At 73.6% G+C, this 16,299-nt stretch carries 20 protein-coding genes and 1 pseudogene; 12 read left to right on the forward strand and 9 right to left on the reverse strand.

Going from position 1 to position 16,299, the window contains the following annotated elements; genetic code table 11:
- Window positions 1-9 precede the first annotated feature (9 nt).
- Both AW27_RS02025 and AW27_RS02030 read right to left on the reverse strand, forming a co-directional pair.
- Window positions 10-465, reverse strand: coding sequence for a DUF5709 domain-containing protein (locus AW27_RS02025; RefSeq protein WP_037917071.1), 456 nt, complete (start codon window positions 463-465; stop codon window positions 10-12).
- 63 nt (window positions 466-528) lie between these two features.
- Entirely contained in the window at window positions 529-870 is a 342-nt protein-coding gene (locus AW27_RS02030; protein WP_052030127.1) for an STAS domain-containing protein, read from the reverse strand.
- Window positions 871-972: 102 nt separating this feature from the next.
- On the opposite strand from AW27_RS02030, the gene AW27_RS02035 reads away from it, so the two are divergent.
- The 3 genes from AW27_RS02035 to AW27_RS02045 all read left to right on the forward strand — a co-directional run bounded on the left by AW27_RS02035 (window position 973) and on the right by AW27_RS02045 (window position 3,544).
- Entirely contained in the window at window positions 973-1,875 is a 903-nt protein-coding gene (locus tag AW27_RS02035) for an oxygenase MpaB family protein (RefSeq protein WP_037917068.1), read from the forward strand.
- 167 nt (window positions 1,876-2,042) lie between these two features.
- Window positions 2,043-2,441, forward strand: a complete 399-nt coding sequence (locus AW27_RS02040) for a hypothetical protein (RefSeq protein WP_037917066.1) — start codon at window positions 2,043-2,045, stop codon at window positions 2,439-2,441.
- 230 nt (window positions 2,442-2,671) lie between these two features.
- Complete coding sequence (locus AW27_RS02045; protein WP_037917064.1) at window positions 2,672-3,544, forward strand: isocitrate lyase/PEP mutase family protein; 873 nt, start codon at window positions 2,672-2,674, stop codon at window positions 3,542-3,544.
- A 211-nt stretch (window positions 3,545-3,755) separates the two neighbouring features.
- Here AW27_RS02045 and AW27_RS02050 read toward each other — a convergent pair whose 3' ends face one another.
- Window positions 3,756-4,217, reverse strand: a complete 462-nt coding sequence (locus AW27_RS02050) for a hypothetical protein (protein WP_157840177.1) — start codon at window positions 4,215-4,217, stop codon at window positions 3,756-3,758.
- Between the two features lie 485 nt (window positions 4,218-4,702).
- Window positions 4,703-5,572, reverse strand: coding sequence for a class I SAM-dependent methyltransferase (locus AW27_RS02060; RefSeq protein WP_052030126.1), 870 nt, complete (start codon window positions 5,570-5,572; stop codon window positions 4,703-4,705).
- A gap of 136 nt (window positions 5,573-5,708) precedes the next feature.
- On the opposite strand from AW27_RS02060, the gene AW27_RS02065 reads away from it, so the two are divergent.
- The 6 genes and pseudogenes from AW27_RS02065 to AW27_RS02090 all read left to right on the forward strand — a co-directional run bounded on the left by AW27_RS02065 (window position 5,709) and on the right by AW27_RS02090 (window position 9,380).
- A complete protein-coding gene (locus AW27_RS02065; protein ID WP_052030125.1) occupies window positions 5,709-6,233 on the forward strand; it encodes a hypothetical protein in 525 nt (174 codons plus the stop codon).
- Window positions 6,234-6,289: 56 nt separating this feature from the next.
- Window positions 6,290-6,532 (forward strand): annotated as a pseudogene (locus tag AW27_RS02070) (ArsR/SmtB family transcription factor); the annotation flags it as partial.
- Window positions 6,533-6,767: 235 nt separating this feature from the next.
- Window positions 6,768-7,277: a hypothetical protein gene (locus AW27_RS02075; RefSeq protein WP_236647478.1), complete on the forward strand. Its 510-nt coding sequence runs from the start codon at window positions 6,768-6,770 to the stop codon at window positions 7,275-7,277.
- 219 nt (window positions 7,278-7,496) lie between these two features.
- A complete protein-coding gene (locus AW27_RS02080; protein ID WP_037917057.1) occupies window positions 7,497-7,979 on the forward strand; it encodes a GNAT family N-acetyltransferase in 483 nt (160 codons plus the stop codon).
- A gap of 103 nt (window positions 7,980-8,082) precedes the next feature.
- Entirely contained in the window at window positions 8,083-8,385 is a 303-nt protein-coding gene (locus tag AW27_RS02085) for an EF-hand domain-containing protein (RefSeq protein WP_370466667.1), read from the forward strand.
- A gap of 155 nt (window positions 8,386-8,540) precedes the next feature.
- Window positions 8,541-9,380 carry a class II glutamine amidotransferase gene (locus AW27_RS02090; RefSeq protein WP_037917053.1) on the forward strand — a complete coding sequence of 280 codons (840 nt, stop codon included), beginning with the start codon at window positions 8,541-8,543 and terminating at the stop codon, window positions 9,378-9,380.
- Here AW27_RS02090 and AW27_RS02095 read toward each other — a convergent pair.
- A complete protein-coding gene (locus AW27_RS02095; RefSeq protein WP_078555932.1) occupies window positions 9,361-10,467 on the reverse strand; it encodes a mechanosensitive ion channel family protein in 1,107 nt (368 codons plus the stop codon). The two genes, AW27_RS02090 and AW27_RS02095, sit on opposite strands and share 20 nt — an antisense overlap.
- 90 nt (window positions 10,468-10,557) lie before the next feature.
- Window positions 10,558-11,499, reverse strand: a complete 942-nt coding sequence (locus tag AW27_RS02100; protein ID WP_078555930.1) for a SigB/SigF/SigG family RNA polymerase sigma factor — start codon at window positions 11,497-11,499, stop codon at window positions 10,558-10,560.
- A 184-nt stretch (window positions 11,500-11,683) separates the two neighbouring features.
- Between AW27_RS02100 and AW27_RS02105 the strand changes: the two genes are divergently transcribed.
- Window positions 11,684-12,055, forward strand: coding sequence for a helix-turn-helix transcriptional regulator (locus AW27_RS02105; protein ID WP_037917051.1), 372 nt, complete (start codon window positions 11,684-11,686; stop codon window positions 12,053-12,055).
- 7 nt (window positions 12,056-12,062) lie between these two features.
- Here AW27_RS02105 and AW27_RS02110 read toward each other — a convergent pair whose 3' ends face one another.
- Complete coding sequence (locus tag AW27_RS02110) at window positions 12,063-12,494, reverse strand: SsgA family sporulation/cell division regulator (protein WP_052030124.1); 432 nt, start codon at window positions 12,492-12,494, stop codon at window positions 12,063-12,065.
- A 266-nt stretch (window positions 12,495-12,760) separates the two neighbouring features.
- On the opposite strand from AW27_RS02110, the gene AW27_RS02115 reads away from it, so the two are divergent.
- Entirely contained in the window at window positions 12,761-13,114 is a 354-nt protein-coding gene (locus AW27_RS02115) for an SH3 domain-containing protein (protein ID WP_052030123.1), read from the forward strand.
- 35 nt (window positions 13,115-13,149) lie between these two features.
- Here AW27_RS02115 and AW27_RS02120 read toward each other — a convergent pair whose 3' ends face one another.
- Together AW27_RS02120 and AW27_RS02125 are read right to left on the reverse strand one after the other, a co-directional pair.
- Window positions 13,150-14,727 (reverse strand): amidohydrolase, encoded by a 1,578-nt coding sequence (locus tag AW27_RS02120; protein ID WP_037917049.1) that lies wholly within the window; start codon window positions 14,725-14,727, stop codon window positions 13,150-13,152.
- Between the two features lie 61 nt (window positions 14,728-14,788).
- Window positions 14,789-15,001, reverse strand: a complete 213-nt coding sequence (locus tag AW27_RS02125) for an MbtH family protein (protein WP_037918340.1) — start codon at window positions 14,999-15,001, stop codon at window positions 14,789-14,791.
- A gap of 93 nt (window positions 15,002-15,094) precedes the next feature.
- Between AW27_RS02125 and AW27_RS02130 the strand changes: the two genes are divergently transcribed.
- Window positions 15,095-16,231, forward strand: a complete 1,137-nt coding sequence (locus AW27_RS02130; RefSeq protein ID WP_304949824.1) for an alpha/beta fold hydrolase — start codon at window positions 15,095-15,097, stop codon at window positions 16,229-16,231.
- Window positions 16,232-16,299 lie beyond the last annotated feature (68 nt).

Here is a 16,299-nt window from a genome sequence, read left to right on the forward strand (position 1 = left end):
GCCGCGCGCTCAGACGTCCAGGTCCTCGGAGGGCGGCTCGTCGACCACGTGGACCGCCGCTTCCTCGGCCGATGCCGCGCCGCCGTCGATTCCTACGTCACGGGCCAGGACGGAGATGTGCCGCCGCGGTGCCGAGTCGTCCACCACGGCAAGGCGGCCGGCCCGGTCCGCTCCGCCCAGCAGGGCATCACCGGCTTCATCGGAGATCTCGTCCCCGTCGGAGACCTCCGGCTGCTCCCGCGCCAGGCGCTGCTCCAGCGTCTCCCCCGTGCGGGCTTCGGCGGCGGTGGTGCCCCTCTCGTCGACCGCCAGCGGGCGGTCCAGCGGCACGTACGCGGTGTCGAGGGTGTCGTCGAGGCCCGGTTCGTCGAGGGTGTTCTCCAGGTCGGGCTGCGCCTCGGCGGACTCGTCGGTCTCCTGCGGCTGGTAGACGTCGTCGCCGTAGGCTTCGTCGGCGGTGCTCATCGCGTTCTCCGATCGGTCGGGACCGGCGTGCCGCCGGCAGGGGCGCACCGGTCCCCGGTGCGCTCAGCCGGGCACGGAAGCGTCCAGGGGGAACGAGCCGCTCGAACCGGTGAGTTCGAGCAGTCGCAGCAGTTGGTGGCTGGGCGCCGCCAGACGCAGGACGTGTCCGCTCTGGACGGCCTGCCGCCGGGCCTCCAGCAGCGTGTTGAGGCCCGCGGAGTCGCAGAAGGAGGAATTCCGCAGGTCCACGATGACCTCGGCGCCTTCCGGTGCCTGTGACAGAGCGGCTGCGAGTGTTTCCCGCAGCTCGCCCGCGTGCTCCAGGTCCATGTCTCCGGTCACCCGCACCACGCGGTACTCGGTGCCGGCGGCGGCTTCCGGTACGGGCGCGTCCTCGGCAGCCATGACGTACCTCCTCGTCCATGGGGCACCTGCCCGTCCCAGCACCTCTCAACCGTCCATGCATCCATGGGACCGCGCAGCGGCGCCGAGCGCATACTGGGGGACATGGCGAGCCCCACGATGGCCGTCCGGCGGATCAGGCAGCGTGCCGGCGAGGCGGTGTTCCTGCGCGTCGCCGGTCCCGACGGAGCCCGCAACCGGCGGCGCATCCACCAGACGCCCGGACCCCGCTGGTTCGCACCGGACCGGCCCGTGCGGCGGGTCCACGCGGACGCGTCGATGTTCGTCGGCGGTCTTGCCGCGCTGCTGCTCCAGTCCCTGCACCCGGTCGCGATGGCCGCGGTCGCGGCCCACTCCGGATACCGCGGCGATCCTTGGGGGCGCCTGCACCGGACCAGCACCTTCCTGGCGGTCACCACCTTCGGCACCAGTGCCGACGCCGAGGCGGCGGTGGACCGTGTCCGGGCGGTGCACGCACGTGTCCGGGGCCGGACGCCCGACGGTGTGGCGTACCGGGCGGACGACCCGGAGCTGCTGGGCTGGGTGCACACCGCCGAGGCGTACTGCTTCCTGAAAGCCCACCAGCGTTATGGCAGGCATCCCTTGGATCCGGCGGGCTGCGACGGGTACCTCGCCGACACGGCGCGGGTCGCTCGGGCGCTGGGCGCGGACCGGCCGCCGCAGGACGTTCGGGAACTCGCCCTGCGGATGGCGCGGTACCGGCCCTGCCTGAGGCCGACGGACGCGTCCCGGGACACCGCCCGCTTCCTGCTGGCCGATCCGCCGCTGCCGGGGGCCGCCCGGCTGCCGTACGCGCTGCTCGCGGCGGCGGCCGTGGACCTGCTGCCGTCCTGGGCGAGGGCGGCTGTCACCGCCGGTTCGGGTTCCGCGGCGGAACGGGTGCCCGGCGCGGCGGCCCGTGCGGGCGGGCACGCCGTGACCCGGGCGATCCGCTGGGCCCTGCCCCCGCCGCCCGCGCGCACGGACCGGTCGTCCGCACCGGGGTGATCCCGGGTGGTCCCGGCCCCGGCACGTGCGGCGGCTCGTCGGGGCTCCGGTGAGCGTACGTGCACGATCGATCGCGGCCGACGGGGTGGGAGACTGGGTGGGAAACTGGAACGGCCACCGATACGTTGGCCATCCACCACGAGTCCCCACCGGAGAAGTGACGACCGATGACCCTCCAGGAAGGCCGGCGGGTCCGGCTGGCGGCAGACCTCAGGCTGACCGGGACGGTCGTGACGGCCGAGGGCCACTCCGCGGACGGGGACGTGGTCGCCGGCGCGCTCTTCCTCGGGTCGGGTGCCCAGGGCATCGTCGAACGGGTGGACCCGCCCCGGGATCGGGAGCAGAGCCACGAGGTGCGCGAGTACGAGCGGCTCACGGCACTCCTGAACGACTTCGGCCACCAGATGCCCCCGGCGAGCAGGCGGCAGCTGGAGGAGCAGGTGGCCTCCCTCGAACCGGCGTGGACCGCCCACCGGGAGCACGGGCCCCGACGGACGGTCCGGGTCCGCCTCGACAACGGCTTCGTCCTCGACGACGCGCGGGCGGAGCTCTTCCTCCCCCTCTGAGTCCCCCTCTGACAGGGCCGGGGCCGCACTGCCGGGCCCGGCAGCCGTCCCGGGCAGGCAGACCGAATGACGGTGCTGTGGTGAACCGGCTGGGCCAACGGAGTGAGTAAAGGCTTCATCCGCGAAAGTTCCGCTCTTCCCCAAGGAAGTATCCGTTTTGGGTAAAGAGTCCTGGTGGCGCGGCTCTCCGCCCTCCCCTGTGCCGATGCGCTCCTCGGAGGAACCGAACCATGACTTACGGGAACAAGCTGCGGGAACAGATCGCGAAGCCGGGCACCACACCGCTCATCGGGGTGTACGACATGTACTCCGCCTCGGTGGCGGCCGCGCACTACGACGGGATGTTCGTCTCGGGGTTCGGGTTCGCCGCCTCCTACTACGGGCTCCCCGACATCGGGTTCATCGCCTGGCCCGACATGGTGGCCTTCGTCCAGCGACTGCGCGGCGCCTTCCCCCGTCACCACCTGCTCGTCGACATCGACGACGGGTACGTCGACCCCGAAGTGGCCTGCCATGTCGTGGAAGGCCTGGAGCGGATGGGCGCCTCCGGCATCATCCTGGAGGACCAGAAGCGTCCCCGCCGCTGCGGTCACGCCGACGGCAAGCAGGTGCTCCCGCTCACCGAGTACCTGGAGAAGCTGGAGATGGTCCTGGCGACCCGCAAGGACCTGGTCGTCGTCGCGCGGACCGACGCGACGGAGGAAGCCGACATCATCCACCGCGCCCAGGCCCTGGCGGCCACCGACGCGGACGTCGTCCTCGTCGACGGGGTGCGCAGCGTGGAGTGGATCGAGCGGATCCGCGGGGCCGTCGGCGGCAAGCCGCTGCTGTTCAACCAGATCGCCGGAGGAAAGTCGCCGCGGCTCTCGCTCACCGAACTGACCGACCTCGGTGTCGACATGGCCATCTACAGCACCCCGTGCCTGTTCGCCGCGCACAAGGCGATGGACACCGCCCTCGCCGAACTGCGGCTCGCCGACGGGCGACTGCCCGCGGCCGACGGCGGCGAGGAGATCGGCGTCGGCGAGTCCACCAGGCTGCTGACCAAGAACATCTCGCGCCACCACCCCCTGCCGGTGGCCCGGGAGAGCGTGAAGGCGTGAGCGGCCCGAACCTCGCCAGTCCGCCCGGCCCGGGTGGGTGATCGAGGGCGAACCGGCCGGCCCGATGCGCCGCGAGGTGTTCGTCCCGGATGCCTCGCGGCGTTCCACCGGCATCGGGAGCGGCCGTTCGGATGAATCGGCGGAGCAGCGCATCACGGGCGGGATGAGTTGATTGTCAGACCTGTATGACAGTCGATCAGTTTCTTCCTCGTCAGATCTCCCGCCCTGCGGACAGGGCCCCCGCGCGGCGCACATCGGGGCTTCCCGAGCCCGGTGAGCGGCGCCGGCTCCGTGAGCAGTGGGGGCTGACGACCCGCCAGGTCGGGGTGGCGTTCGGGGTGACCCCGGCGACGGTGCGGTCATGGGAATGCGGGCGCACGTCGCCGAGGGGAGGCCGGCGTGAGGCGTACCGGCGGTTCCTGGCGGGGCTGGCCCAGCACTCCGCCATCGAGGTGCCCGGGGGCGTGGACCGCCGGCCGGCCGCGCCGGTCCGCCCGAAGGCGGTGCCCCGCGAGACGGTCCCCCGCGAGACGGTGCCGCCGAAGACGGCGTCGCCCGCGGTGCGCGTCGCGCCACGGGCGGAGCCGGTCCCGCCGGGGCGGATCCGCCGCCTGCGGGTGCTGGGGGCGGCCGCCTGCGCGTGGTCGATCGCGGCCCTGTGGGTGATCCTCACCTGTCCGCCGCCGCTCTAGAGGCGCCCGGGGCCGCTCACACGCCGCCGGTGGCGGTGAGGTCACCGCCACCGCCCGCGCAGACCGGACGGCGCCCCGCACGACGCACACCGCGTCCGGCCGTTCTGGGTCGGCGTGCGGCGGGCCGTGCGGGGTGCGGCCGATACGGCGCTGGGTGCCGGGCGGGTGCAGCAGTCCTGCCCGCCCGCGCTGCGGACGGCGTGCCCGGCACGCCCCGGAGGTCGTCACCCGTCCGCTCCCCGCGGCCTGGCCGCGGGTGCCGAAGCGGTCGGGTGGGCTCCGGGGCGGACGGGGTACGGGGCCGCACACGACGCATCACGGCCCGTATGCGGGCGATGGCCTCCCGGACCCCGAACGGCTTCGACACGTAGCCGTCGGCGCCCGGTTCGAGGCCATCCACCCGGTCCGCCTCGCCCCTGCGCGCACTGATCCGGTCTCCGGCGGCTCAGCGCCTTGCCGCCGGCGGTCACCCACTCGACGTCGGGTGCGCCCGACCGCGGCCGGGACGGGCGGCGGTGATCAGGTAGTAGTCCAGGATCCGCTGTTCCCAGGCGGTCATGAAATTGCGCGGCCAGGTGCCGGGGGCCCAGAGGCGGGCGAGCCAGCGGTCCCAGCCGGGCCAGACCTGCGGGCCGATCGAATCGGTGCGGACGTCGGCGAAACCGGCTCCGGCGAGGGCCCGGGCGAGGTGGGAGACGGGCCGCGCGATGTCGAGTCCGCTGGCGAAGGTCTCCAGCAGCCCCGCGAGCCGCTCCTCGGGCGCGGGCGCGCCGTCGACGCTGAAGAAGCCGGCCACCGCGACCCGTCCTCCGGGACGCAGGACGCGCGCCGCCTCGTGGGCGAAGGCGGTCAGGTCCGGGAAGTGCTGCACCGCTTCGACGCTGTACAGGCAGTCGAACTCCGCGTCGCCCAGGGGCAGGTCCTCGGCCGCTCCGAGGACGAAACGCAGCCGCTGCGGCCGCGCGGCGAGGAGCGGGGAGTTGGCGTCGCGGGCCCGGCGGAGCTGCTGGGGGTGGATGTCCACCCCGGTCACCGCGGCGGGTCCGTACTCGTCGAGGGCGAGGGCGCAGCCGAGGCCGAGACCGCAGCCGACCTCCACGGCGCGGCCGCCGCCGGGGGCGACCGCGTCGAGTACGTGCCGGTAGAGGTCCCGTTCGCTGCGGATCCGGTCGTCCTGCGACAGCGGCCCTCCGAGGTCGACGGACCGCCAGTAGCCGAAGTTGATGAACCCGCCGGCGAACACCGGAACGGCGCTGAGGTCAGCCGGTCCGTACGTCTGCCACACCTCGGGCGGTACCGACGGTGCGGGCCGGTCCACCGGGTCCTCCGACACCATGTCACCGCCTCCTCGTGACGGGGGCGTTGCACCCCGCGGCCTCCAGTGTGGCCCGTGGAATCCCGTCGCGGCAGGGGGCACGCCCGGGCACGGGCGCTCACGCGCGCCCACGGGTCCGGCGTCCTAGGCTGACGCCATGGACCACGCCGATGCCGCAGCCGCCGGATCACCCGCCGAGGCGGCGGCGGCCGCCGCCGCCCGGCTGAAGGAGCGGCTGTACGCGACCATCACCATGATCTCCGTGGTGATCGGTCTGGCGGTGTCGGAGCACGCCGACACCGCCGGGACCGCGGCCACGGTGCTGACCGCCGCCATCGGGCTGTGGCTCGCGACCCTCGTCTCCGACCAGCAGGCGCACCGCGTGGTCCACGGCCGGCTCGCCACCGGCGGGGAGTTGCGGCACATGCTGTGGGTCAGCAGCCCCCTCCTGCTGTCCGCCGTCGGTCCGCTGATCCTGATCGCCGCCTCCGCCCTGGGCGTGATGGCCCTGCAGACCGCCCTGTATGCCTCGGCAGGCGTGAGCGTCGCCTCCCTCTTCGGCTGGGGCTGGTACGGCGGCGTCCGCATGGGCGGCAGCGCGCCGCTCGCTGTGCTGGCCGGCGGGCTCGACGCCGCGATCGGCCTGGCCGTCGCCCTGGTGAAGGCCGCGGCCGGCCACTGAGGCGAGCTGCGGCGAAGTGTTCGCTGTCTGCCGAAATCGTGGGGCATCCTGGGTGCATGAACGAGCTGCATCCCGGGTTCCCCCCGGACGCGCCCGCCCCCGCGGCCCGCGTGGCGGCCTTCGCCGCCGCCCTCGCCGACGAGACGCGCGCCGCCATCTGCCTGACGCTGTTGGAGGGGCGCGCCTGGACCGCCGGCGAGCTGGCCCGGATCACGGGGGTGGCGCCCTCCACCGTCTCCGGCCACCTGGCCCGGCTGTTGGAAGCCGGGATCTGCGTGACCGAGCGGCAGGGCCGCCACAGCTAACCCGCGGGAGGCAACCGAGGCTGAGGATCCTGACGGTCGGCGCCGGAAGGGGACCCGAGCCCGGCCGGGACCGGCCGCCCTGCCACCGAAGGTCCGCGAGCACCGGCGGGCCTCGGGACACCCCGGGGCCCGCCGCTCGGCCCCCGCGACCCTCACCCGGATGCCCCGTCAGGTGGGCATTCGGGCCGCCGGGCCGTTGACTGGAAGGCCCCGGAACACTCTTGGAGGCGTGGTGGCGACGGTCGTGTGGGCGCGTGGGGCGGCAGGGATGGTGCTGGCTGCGGCGGTGCTCGGCGCCGCGGGATGCTCGGGCGGCGACGGCAGCCCGTCCGGCGCCGTCTCCAGTGCCGCGTCCGCGGTGAGGTCGGCGGGCGAGGCCGTCTCCTCGGCCGCCTCGGAGGCGGCGAAGGCCGCCGAGTCCGCGGCCGCCGTCGCGAAGGACAAGCTCGCCGAGGTCAAGAACGGGGCCGACGCCAAGGACCAGGTGTCCCTGGGCACCGTGTCGACCGACGCGGACGGATACACGACGGTGCCGGTCACCGTGCGCAACACCGACGACGGCGCGAAGTCCTTCGCCGTGCAGGTGGAGTTCAAGGACGCGAGCGGCAACCTCGTCGACACGGTGGTGGTGACGGTGTCCGACGTGGCCGGCAAGGACACCGGGGAGGGCACGGCCCGCAGCACCCACAAGCTGTCCGGCACGGTGACCGCGCAGACCGGCGCGGCCCTGCGCTACTGAGCCACCGAGCCACCGAGCCACCGAGCCACCGAGCCACCGAGCCACCGAGCCACCGAGGCGCAGGGTGGCCACGCGGCCGCCGGAGCGACCGCAGGGCGGGGATTCCCGGGCCTCCCGGCACGGCGCCGGCGGTGGCCCGGGCGGCCCGACCGCCGTTCGTCGGCGCGGGACCACACGGCCCGCTCCCGCCCATGCCCCCAGGCCGCTAGGGTCGGATCCATGGCTTCGACGGATGTCTCCCTGCGTCCTGTGCGCCCCGGCGATCTGCCCGCGTTCTTCCGGCACATGAGCGATCCCGAGTCGCATCGGATGGCGGCCTTCACCGCGCAGGACCCGACGGACCGGGCGCACTTCGACGCACACTGGAGGCGCGTCCTCGCCTCGCCTCAGATCGTCAGCCGCACGGTACTGGTGGACGGCGCCGTGGTCGGGCACGCGGCCGTGTACGGCGATCCGGGCCAGCGGGAGGTCACGTACTTCATCGATCGCCCCCACTGGGGGCGCGGCATCGCTACCGCGGCGCTGCGGGCGCTGCTCACCGAGGTTCCCGAACGCCCGCTCCTGGCCAGGGCTGCGGCGGACAACGTCGGATCGGTGCGTGTCCTGGAGAAGTGCGGTTTCAAGGTCGTCGGCGAGGACCGGGGTTTCGCGAACGCCCGGGGAGCGGAGATCGACGAGTTGGTGCTGCGGCTGGACGGCTGATCACCCGCGCCCCGGTCGTCTGCGAGCTCCACGTGATTCCGCGGAAGGTTCCCGGCCGGAGCCGCGGCGGAGGCAACCTCCCGGGCGCCCGCCACGTCCTCTCCTGCAGGACCCGCCGGCCCGGACGGCGCGTGCACTGCGGAGAGGACATCTGATGAGTGAGAAGGCCCGGCGGCTGTTCGACGCCCTCGACCTCGACCAGGACGGCACCCTGACACGGGCCGAGGTGATCGGTGCGCTGCGCTCCAAGGGGCCGACCCTCGCCGCACAGGGGGCGATCCCCTTCTGGGGTGTGGGCGACACCGAGGCGTCCTCGGCGCTGTTCGACGCGGCGGACCAGAACGGCGACCGGGTGCTGAGCTTCGAGGAGTTCGCGGCCGTGGTCGACCGCCGCTTCGGCTGGTAGCCGCCGGACCGCCCGGCGGGCGGCCGTCCCGCGTGCGGTGCCCGCCGGGCGGCGGGAGAATGGCCTGGGCGGCGGGGCGCCCCGCGGGCGGTTACGGCCCCGGCCGGCCCGCGGCAGGGCCGACCGGACGGGGCGGACGAGTCAGGTGATCGCACATGTGCCGGTGGCTGGCGTATTCGGGAACCCCCGTGCTGCTCGACACCATCCTGTACAAACCCGCCCACTCCCTGATCGACCAGAGCCTCCACTCGAAGCTGGGTGTGGAGACGACCAACGGCGACGGCTTCGGTGTCGGCTGGTATCCGGACGGCGGCGGCGACGGAACGCCCGCCCTCATGAAGGACGTCGGTCCCGCCTGGAACAACCGCAATCTGCGGGAACTCGCCGACCACGTCACCTCCCCCGTGTTCTTCGCCCACATCCGGGCCTCGACGGGTACGGCGGTGCAGCAGACGAACTGTCACCCGTTCCGGTACGGCCGCTGGATGTGGATGCACAACGGGGCCATCGCCGGCTTCCACGCCATGCGGCGGGACCTGGCCATGCTCGTCGACCCGGCGCTGTACGGGGAGATCGAGGGCACGACGGACTCCGAGCTGATGTTCTACCTGGCGCTCACCCACGGCCTGGAAGAGGACCCTCCGGCCGCGGTCGCCAGGATGGTGGGCGTGGTCGAGCGCGTCGGCCGCGAGCACGGCGTGGAGTTCCCGATGCAGATGACCGTGGCCGTCACGGACGGAACGGCCGTGTGGGCCTTCCGCTACTCCAGCCAGGGCGCCTCCCGGTCGCTGTTCTACAGCAGCCGGGTGGACACGCTGCGCAGGCTGCACCCCGACATCCTCTTCCTGCAGGAGGCCTCCGACGAGACCCGACTGGTGGTGTCCGAGCCGCTCGGCGACCTGCCCGGCGCGTGGAACGAGGTCCCGGAGAGCAGTTACGGCGTAGTGCGGACGGGTGAGGACGGGCTGTACCCGTTCACCCCGCTGGCGGCCTGACGTCGGCGGCCGCTGCCGCGCCGGCCCGCATGCCGGACTCGGTGCGCGGCGACGGCACGGCGGCGGCGGTGACGACCCGGGGCAGGGCGTAGGGGTGCTTCTCGGCGAGCCAGGCGACCAGTCGCTCCCGTACCTCGCAGCGGGCGGTCCACAGCCGGTCCGGGTCCTTGGCGGTGACGATCGCCCGTACCACGATGGTGGTGGGCGTGGTGTCGGTGACGGAGAGGCCCCAGCCACGGCCGTCCCACGCCTCGCAGCTGTCCAGGATCTCCTTCAACTGCTCGCGCATGAGGGCGACGGGGGCGGTGTGGTCGCAGTGCAGGAAGACCGTGCCGGTCATCTGGATGCCGCCGCGCGACCAGTTCTCGAAGGGCCGCGAGGTGAAGTACGAGACGGGCATGGTGATGCGGCGCTCGTCCCAGGTCCGCACGGCGATCAGGGTGAGTGTCACCTCCTCCACCACGCCCCATTCACCGTCGACGACGACCGTGTCGCCGATCCGCACCATGTCGCCGAACGCGATCTGGAATCCGGCGAAGACGTTGCCGAGGGTGGACTGTGCCGCGACGCCCGCGACGATGCCGATGAGGCCGGCCGATGCCAGTACGGACGTGCCCACGGCCCGGAAGGCGGGGAAGGTGAGCAGCATCGCGGCCGCCGCGACCACGGCGACGACGGCGGTGACGATCCTTCTGATGAGCGTCACCTGGGTACGGACCCGGCGCACCCGCGAGGGGTCACGGGTGCCCAACGCGTAGCGGGCGTAGGAGGATTCGACGACGGCCGAGGCCACACCGACGACGCACCAGGCGCCCGCACCGATCAGGACGAGCGTCAGGGTCCGCCCCACGGCGGTCTCGTGGTCCCGCAGCGGCTGCCACGCGATCTGGCGGTAGGACCCGCGCAGCACCGCCGTGAAGAGCAGCACGCGAACCGAGGGCCCGCAGCGGCGCAGCATGTTCCACAGCGGTGTCTCGGGGTGGCGGGCGTCGGCCCGCCGCAACAGCATGTCGGTGAGGCGGCTCAGTACGAGGGTGAGCACGACGGAGCCGCCCAGGACGGCCAGCAGTCGCAGGAAACTGTTCATGACTCCCCGGTGTCCGGTTTCGGGAACGGTTGGGGGCGGCCGGGCTCGACGCAACATCCGGCCCGGCCCCCCGGGTCCTCGGACCGCGGGTCAGTCGTGCAGCATCTCCTCGCGCAGGCTCTCCAGCGTGCGGGCGAGCAGACGGGAGACGTGCATCTGGGAGAGGCCGACCTCCTCGCCGATCTCCGCCTGGGTCATCTCCTGGCCGAAGCGCAGCTCCAGGATGCGGGTACTGCGCTCGTCCAGGCCGGCGAGCAGGGGTGCCAGGGCCTGCCGGTCCTCGACGGCCTCCAGGGCGGGGTCGGGGCCGCCGACGGTCTCGGCCAGCGAGCGGGCGGGCTGTCCGCCCGCGGCGGCCCCGGTGCGGCCGGTGTCGGACTGCTGGGGCGCGTCGAGGGACTGGGTGGAGTAGCCGTTGGCGGCGAGCAGGCCCTCCCGGACCTCGTCCTCGGTGAGGCCCAGGTGGGTGGCGAGTTCCCCGGGAGTGGGGGCGCGGTCCGTCTCCGAGGTCAGTTCCTCGGTGGCCCTGGCCAGCACCAGGCGCTGCTCCTGGAGCCGGCGCGGGACCCGTACGGCCCAGGTGGTGTCGCGGAAATGGCGCTTGATCTCGCCTGTGATGTACGGCATGGCGAGCGTGGTGAACTGGATGTTGCGCTCGGGGTCGTACCGGTCGATGGCCTTGATCAGGCCGATGATGCCCACCTGGACGATGTCCTCGTTCTCGGGGCCGCCGGGGCGGTCGCGGAACGGCCGTGCGGCGAAGTTCACCAGTGAGATGTTCATCTCGATCAGCGTGCCGCGCACGTACTGGTACTCGCGGGTGCCCTCTTCGAGGCTGCGCAGGCGCTCGAAGAACACCCGGGTCAGCTGCCGGGCGTCGCAGGTCGACAGCTCCCGCGGACAGGGCACGTCGGGCAGCCCGCTGAGCGCGGGTCCGGCCACGGCGCCGCCGTCGGGGGCGGCGGCCGCGGTGGGGGGCGTGGTCGGGGCCGTGGCCCCGGTCGTGGCCTCGGTCGTGGCCGTGGTGGTCATCGTCTTCGCTCCTTGGGCACAGGTGCTTGCGGCGCGTTGTGCGATTGCTCGCTCGTTGCTCGGTCGGTGCGGAAGTCCCCTTCCGCTCCCCTGCACCCTGCCCGGCGCTCGTACACACGTCAAGTTATACCGGAAAGACTTTTCGGGATTTGCTTTTCGCGAGTCTCCACTCAAGAATGTCGGGGTGGAGAACGAGCACACGGGGTCCCGCCGGAACCACTGGACCTTCCTGACGAACCACGCCCGGGTCCTGATCGCCATCGCGCGCGACCCGGGTGTCCGGCTGCGCGACATCGCGGCGGGCTGCGACCTCACCGAGCGGACCGTGCAGGCCATCGTCACCGATCTGGAGACGGACGGGTACCTCACCCGCACGCGGGACGGCCGCCGCAACCGCTACGCCATCGCCCCCGGTGCGCGCTTCCGCCACCCGGCGGAGGCGGGCCGCGAGATCTCCGGCCTCCTGGCCTTCCTCGCGGGGCCGCCGGACCCGCCGCCCGCCACCGGCTCCGCGGACGGCGCACCCGACCACGACGGGGTCCTGCCCCAGCGGTGACCCCGGTCTAACGGTCCGCGAGCAGTCCCTCGAAGAACTCCCAGTCCAGGCGATCCGCCTCCGCGCCGGCCGGGACGGCCGCCCACGTCCTCTCCAGCCAGGACGCGAGCCCCGCCCGGTTCAGCACGAAGAGGGCGTACGGCGGCGCCGTCCCCAGCCGCAGCAGGAGGTGTGCCCCGCGGTCGGGCCCGGCGGTCGGCCGGATCCGCACCTCCCCCGTCCCCGCCAGGGTGCGCAGCCCCCTGGCCAGGAGGTCACGGCCGATCACCCAGGCCACGGGATCGGCGCCGACCGGGTGGAAGGTGAGCTCGACGTCCAGCGGGGCACGGGCGGACCAGTGGAAGGTGGCGCGGAGGGGGAACCGCAACCGGTTCCGGACCTGGTGGATCCCGGTCGTCCAGGTCAGTTCCTGCTCGGGGCGGCGGGGCCGGTGGTCCATGACGACTCGTCTCTGCAAAGGGGCGGCGGGCGGCCGGGACGGGAGAGGATCGGTCCGGCCGGAACGGCACCGGCGACACCGGCTGCCATGGCTCGTCTGCTCCCCCGCCCGCATCCGAAACAGCAGTGCGGGCCATTGGAGGGAACGGCGGACGTGTCGACCCGGACGGGCCCGGCCCCGCGCGGATAGTCGTACCGGGCACCTTCGGCCGGCCGCGGTCCGTTGTGGCATGCCCCAAGCGACAGCGCCGAAGAACGGGGCCGGAGATGAAGAAGTCCGTAGTGATGTGCGCACTGGTGGCGGGCCTGGCGCTCGGCCCGTTGGGCGGCGTGAGCTGGGCCGCCCAGCAGCAGACCGCCGCTGAGCCCGACTCGGCCGCGCCCCGGGCCGCGTATCCGGTCGGCGAGGTGGTCTCGGACGCACCGCTCCACGTGCGCCAGAAGCCGACGGTGTACTCGGGCATCGTCAAGTCGCTGCGCCCGGGTCAGCGCGTGCTCCTCAACTGCCAGACGCGCGGCGGGTGGGTGGACGGCAACCCCGTGTGGTACCGCCTCCAGGGCTCCAAGGGCTGGGTCTCGGCCCGCTTCGTCCACAACCACCAGCCGGTCCGCCCCTGCTGACGCGCCCTCGGCCCACCGGCCCCGTCACGGCCCCGTCACGGCCGCGGCTCGCCGGCCTCCCGGCCGTCGACGTACGTGGCCACCACCTCGATGCCTCCGATCCGCGACACGTCGACGTGCCGCGGGTCGTCCCCCAGCACCACCAGGTCGGCGCGCTTGCCAGGAGCGAGGCTGCCCGCACTGTCCTCCCAGCGGCAGGCGCGGGCTCCGGCGACCGTGTAGGCGTACAGGGCCTCGTCGACGGTGATGCCCTCGCCCGGGCCGATCAGACGTCCCGACCCGGAGGCACGCTCCACCATGAACTGGACGCCGCGCAGCGGGGAGCCGTCCGCCACCGGGCGGTCGGAGCTGCCGACCAGCGGGATGCCGTGGTCGAGGAAGCCCCGGCCGCGGTACAGCCACGGCGCCCGCTCCTCGCCCATGATCGCCGCGTAGTCGTCGCCGAAGCAGCGCAGGAAGTGGGGCTGGACCACCGCGCTGAGCCCCAACCGGGCGAAGCGCGGGAGCTGGTCGGGGCGGATCAGGCCGGCGTGCTCGATGCGATGCCGGGCGTCGGGCCTGGGCCGCAGGCGCTGGGCGTGCTCCAGGGCCTCCAGCGCCACGTCGGCCGCGCGGTCGCCGATGGCGTGCACGGCGAGCTGCCAGCCGGCGAGGTGGCCGTCGACGATGGACCGTGCGAGGACCTCGGGATCGTCCTGCAGCCCGCCCGCGTGCCCCATGCCCTCGTACGGGGCGCTCAGGGCGGCGGTACGGGCCATCATCCCGCCGTCAGTGAAGATCTTGAGGGCCCCCACGGACAGCCAGTCGTCGCCGAAGCCGGTGCGCAGGCCGAGGTCGAGGGCCCTGGGGATGCCGTCGGCTTCGTGCGCACCGACCGGCCGCAGCACGTCGGCGGAGACCATCAGCTGAACCCGCAGCGGCAACAGTCCCTTGTCCCTGGCGAGTTGGTAGGCGCCCAGTTCGACCGGGGTGTGCCCGAAGAGGGCGCCGCCGATGCCCGCCTCGGCGCAGGCGGTGACGCCCTCGGCCAGACAGGTGCGGGCCGCGCGCCCGATGGACTCGGCCAGCTCCTCCTGGGAGTACGGAAGCCGCAGCGCGCGGGCGGCCCCCATGGCGGCCTCCACGAGGAATCCGTTCTCGTGCGGGACGTCCGCGGCGAGCAGGTCCAGGACGGCGGTGTTGACGACGCAGCCGTGCCCCGAGTCGTGCAGCACGTACAGCTTGTGCCCCTGACTGACCTGGTCGAGCTCGGCGGCGGTCAGGTGGCGGCCCAGGACCCGCTGGTCGTAGCCGACGACGCTCACCCAGGATCCGGGCGAGTTCCTGGCCGCGACCGCCCCGGCCACGACGGCGAGGGCGTCATCGATCCGCGTGCAGCCCGTCATGTCGGGGGCGTTCTGCCGGAATCCGGTCCAGGGCAGGTGCACGTGGGAGTCGATGAACCCGGGGAGCACCGTGGCGCCTTGGAGGTCGATCACCTCGCGGGCGGGCAGGGAGGCCACGGCCTCGTCCAGGCCGACGATGCGGCCCCGCCAGATGCCGAGCTCGCGGGCGAGCGGGCGGTCCGGTTCCATGGTGAGGAAGCGGGCGTTGGTCAGCCTGGCGCAGAGCATGGTGTGGTGCCCCCGGAACGTGGTCGGTCGGCGCCTCCGGCATGCCGGAGGGGTGGGGAGGTCAGGCGTCCATCGAGCGGGCGAGGGAACGGGGGCGCAGATCGGTCCAGTTCGCCTCGACGAAGTCCAGGCACGCCTCTCGGGTGTCCTCGCCGAGGGCGACCGTCCACCCGCCGGGCACGTCGGCGAAGGACGGCCAGAGCGAATGCTGGCCCTCGTCGTTGACCAGGACGAGGAATCGTCCCTCGGCGTCGTCGAAGGGATTGGTGCTCACGGCCATCGCCTCCCCGGAACGTCAAGATTAGGTTAGGCTCACCTCATTGCGTGGAGCCTAGCCCCTCCCCTTGCCGCCCACAAGGAGGCCCGCATGCGCCGGACCGAGGACGTCTTCGCCGCCTACGGACTGCCGGGCGAACCGGGTTGCGAGGCGTTCTGGGCCGCGGCGGGGGCCCCCGCGTCCGTCCCTGCGCGGGACGGCGGATGGACGACCCTGTTCCTGTGGCGCGGCTGCCCGGCGAGCATCGGCTTCGAGAGCCGGTCGGAGCCGGTGGCGCTGGACCGGTGGGGCGAGACGGACTGCTGGTACGCGGAGGTCCCCATGCCCGCGCGGCTCCGGGTCACCTACCGGTTCCTCTCGGACGGCGCGGCTTTCGCCGACCCGCTCAACCCGATCGGGGCGGGCGGCGAGCGGTCCATCGCCGCGACCCCGGACGCACCGGCCCAGCCGTACTGGCCCGTCCTCGGCGCCGGCCAGGTGCTGCCGCTTCCGCGGACCCGGGTCCGCTGGACGAGCACCCGCCTGGGCGGGCGGCGCACCGTACGGGTCCACCCGGCGGGCGGCGGCGGACCGGTGGTGCTGCTGCTCGACGGGGACGACTGGCTCTACCTGCACCCCGCCATGGCGGCGTTCGACGCGGCGGTCACGGCCGGCGCGATGCCGCCCGTCACCCTCGTCTTCCTGCCGACCAGGGACCGGGAGGCCGAGTTCGGATGTCGGCCGGCATTGTGGGAGGCGGTACGGGACGAGTTGCTGCCGCTGGTCGCGCAGACGGGCCTGCCCGTCCGCCCGGACGGCCTGGTGGTCGCCGGACAGAGCCTCGGCGGGCTGAGCGCGATGTACGCGGCGCTGGAGTTCCCGGACCTGGTGTCCCGGATCGCCTGCCAGTCCCCGTCGCTGTGGTGGGCGCCCGGCGCCGAGGCCCTGCCGGACCCCCTGTCCGGCCCGCTCGGCGGCGCGGTCGCGGCGCGCCTGCGCGAGCGCGTGGACCTGTCGGGACTGCGCGTCGCCTTCGACGTCGGGGAACACGAGACGCGGATGCTGCCCCACTGCGCACTGGTGGAGGGCCTGACCGCCCGCGCCGGTGCGACCGTGCGCGTGTCGCGGTCCCCCTCGGTCCATGACCGCGTCTCCTGGCGGCACGCCCTGGTCCGGGACGTCGCGTGGGCGCTGGGTCACCACCACGATCCGGCGGACGTCGACTCCGGTCGCCCGCGCCGTACCTGACCGTAGGTCATGGTGCCCAGAGGTACCCGGAGGTGCCCGGAGGCATCCGCGCCCCGACCGTCCGGCCC

The organism is Streptomyces sp. PCS3-D2, assembly GCF_000612545.2.
Classification (GTDB): Bacteria; Actinomycetota; Actinomycetes; order Streptomycetales; family Streptomycetaceae; genus Streptomyces.

Excerpts from the sequence above, each read along its gene's own strand:
- AW27_RS02025 (WP_037917071.1), bottom strand. The coding sequence starts at position 465 with ATGAGCACCGCCGACGAAGCCTACGGCGACGACGTCTACCAGCCGCAG.
- AW27_RS02030 (WP_052030127.1), bottom strand. The coding sequence starts at position 870 with ATGGCTGCCGAGGACGCGCCCGTACCGGAAGCCGCCGCCGGCACCGAG.
- AW27_RS02035 (WP_037917068.1), top strand. The coding sequence starts at position 973 with ATGGCGAGCCCCACGATGGCCGTCCGGCGGATCAGGCAGCGTGCCGGC.
- AW27_RS02040 (WP_037917066.1), top strand. The coding sequence starts at position 2,043 with ATGACCCTCCAGGAAGGCCGGCGGGTCCGGCTGGCGGCAGACCTCAGG.
- AW27_RS02045 (WP_037917064.1), top strand. The coding sequence starts at position 2,672 with ATGACTTACGGGAACAAGCTGCGGGAACAGATCGCGAAGCCGGGCACC.
- AW27_RS02060 (WP_052030126.1), bottom strand. The coding sequence starts at position 5,572 with ATGGTGTCGGAGGACCCGGTGGACCGGCCCGCACCGTCGGTACCGCCC.
- AW27_RS02065 (WP_052030125.1), top strand. The coding sequence starts at position 5,709 with ATGGACCACGCCGATGCCGCAGCCGCCGGATCACCCGCCGAGGCGGCG.
- AW27_RS02080 (WP_037917057.1), top strand. The coding sequence starts at position 7,497 with ATGGCTTCGACGGATGTCTCCCTGCGTCCTGTGCGCCCCGGCGATCTG.
- AW27_RS02090 (WP_037917053.1), top strand. The coding sequence starts at position 8,541 with ATGTGCCGGTGGCTGGCGTATTCGGGAACCCCCGTGCTGCTCGACACC.
- AW27_RS02095 (WP_078555932.1), bottom strand. The coding sequence starts at position 10,467 with ATGAACAGTTTCCTGCGACTGCTGGCCGTCCTGGGCGGCTCCGTCGTG.
- AW27_RS02100 (WP_078555930.1), bottom strand. The coding sequence starts at position 11,499 with ATGACCACCACGGCCACGACCGAGGCCACGACCGGGGCCACGGCCCCG.
- AW27_RS02110 (WP_052030124.1), bottom strand. The coding sequence starts at position 12,494 with ATGGACCACCGGCCCCGCCGCCCCGAGCAGGAACTGACCTGGACGACC.
- AW27_RS02115 (WP_052030123.1), top strand. The coding sequence starts at position 12,761 with ATGAAGAAGTCCGTAGTGATGTGCGCACTGGTGGCGGGCCTGGCGCTC.
- AW27_RS02120 (WP_037917049.1), bottom strand. The coding sequence starts at position 14,727 with ATGCTCTGCGCCAGGCTGACCAACGCCCGCTTCCTCACCATGGAACCG.
- AW27_RS02130 (WP_304949824.1), top strand. The coding sequence starts at position 15,095 with ATGCGCCGGACCGAGGACGTCTTCGCCGCCTACGGACTGCCGGGCGAA.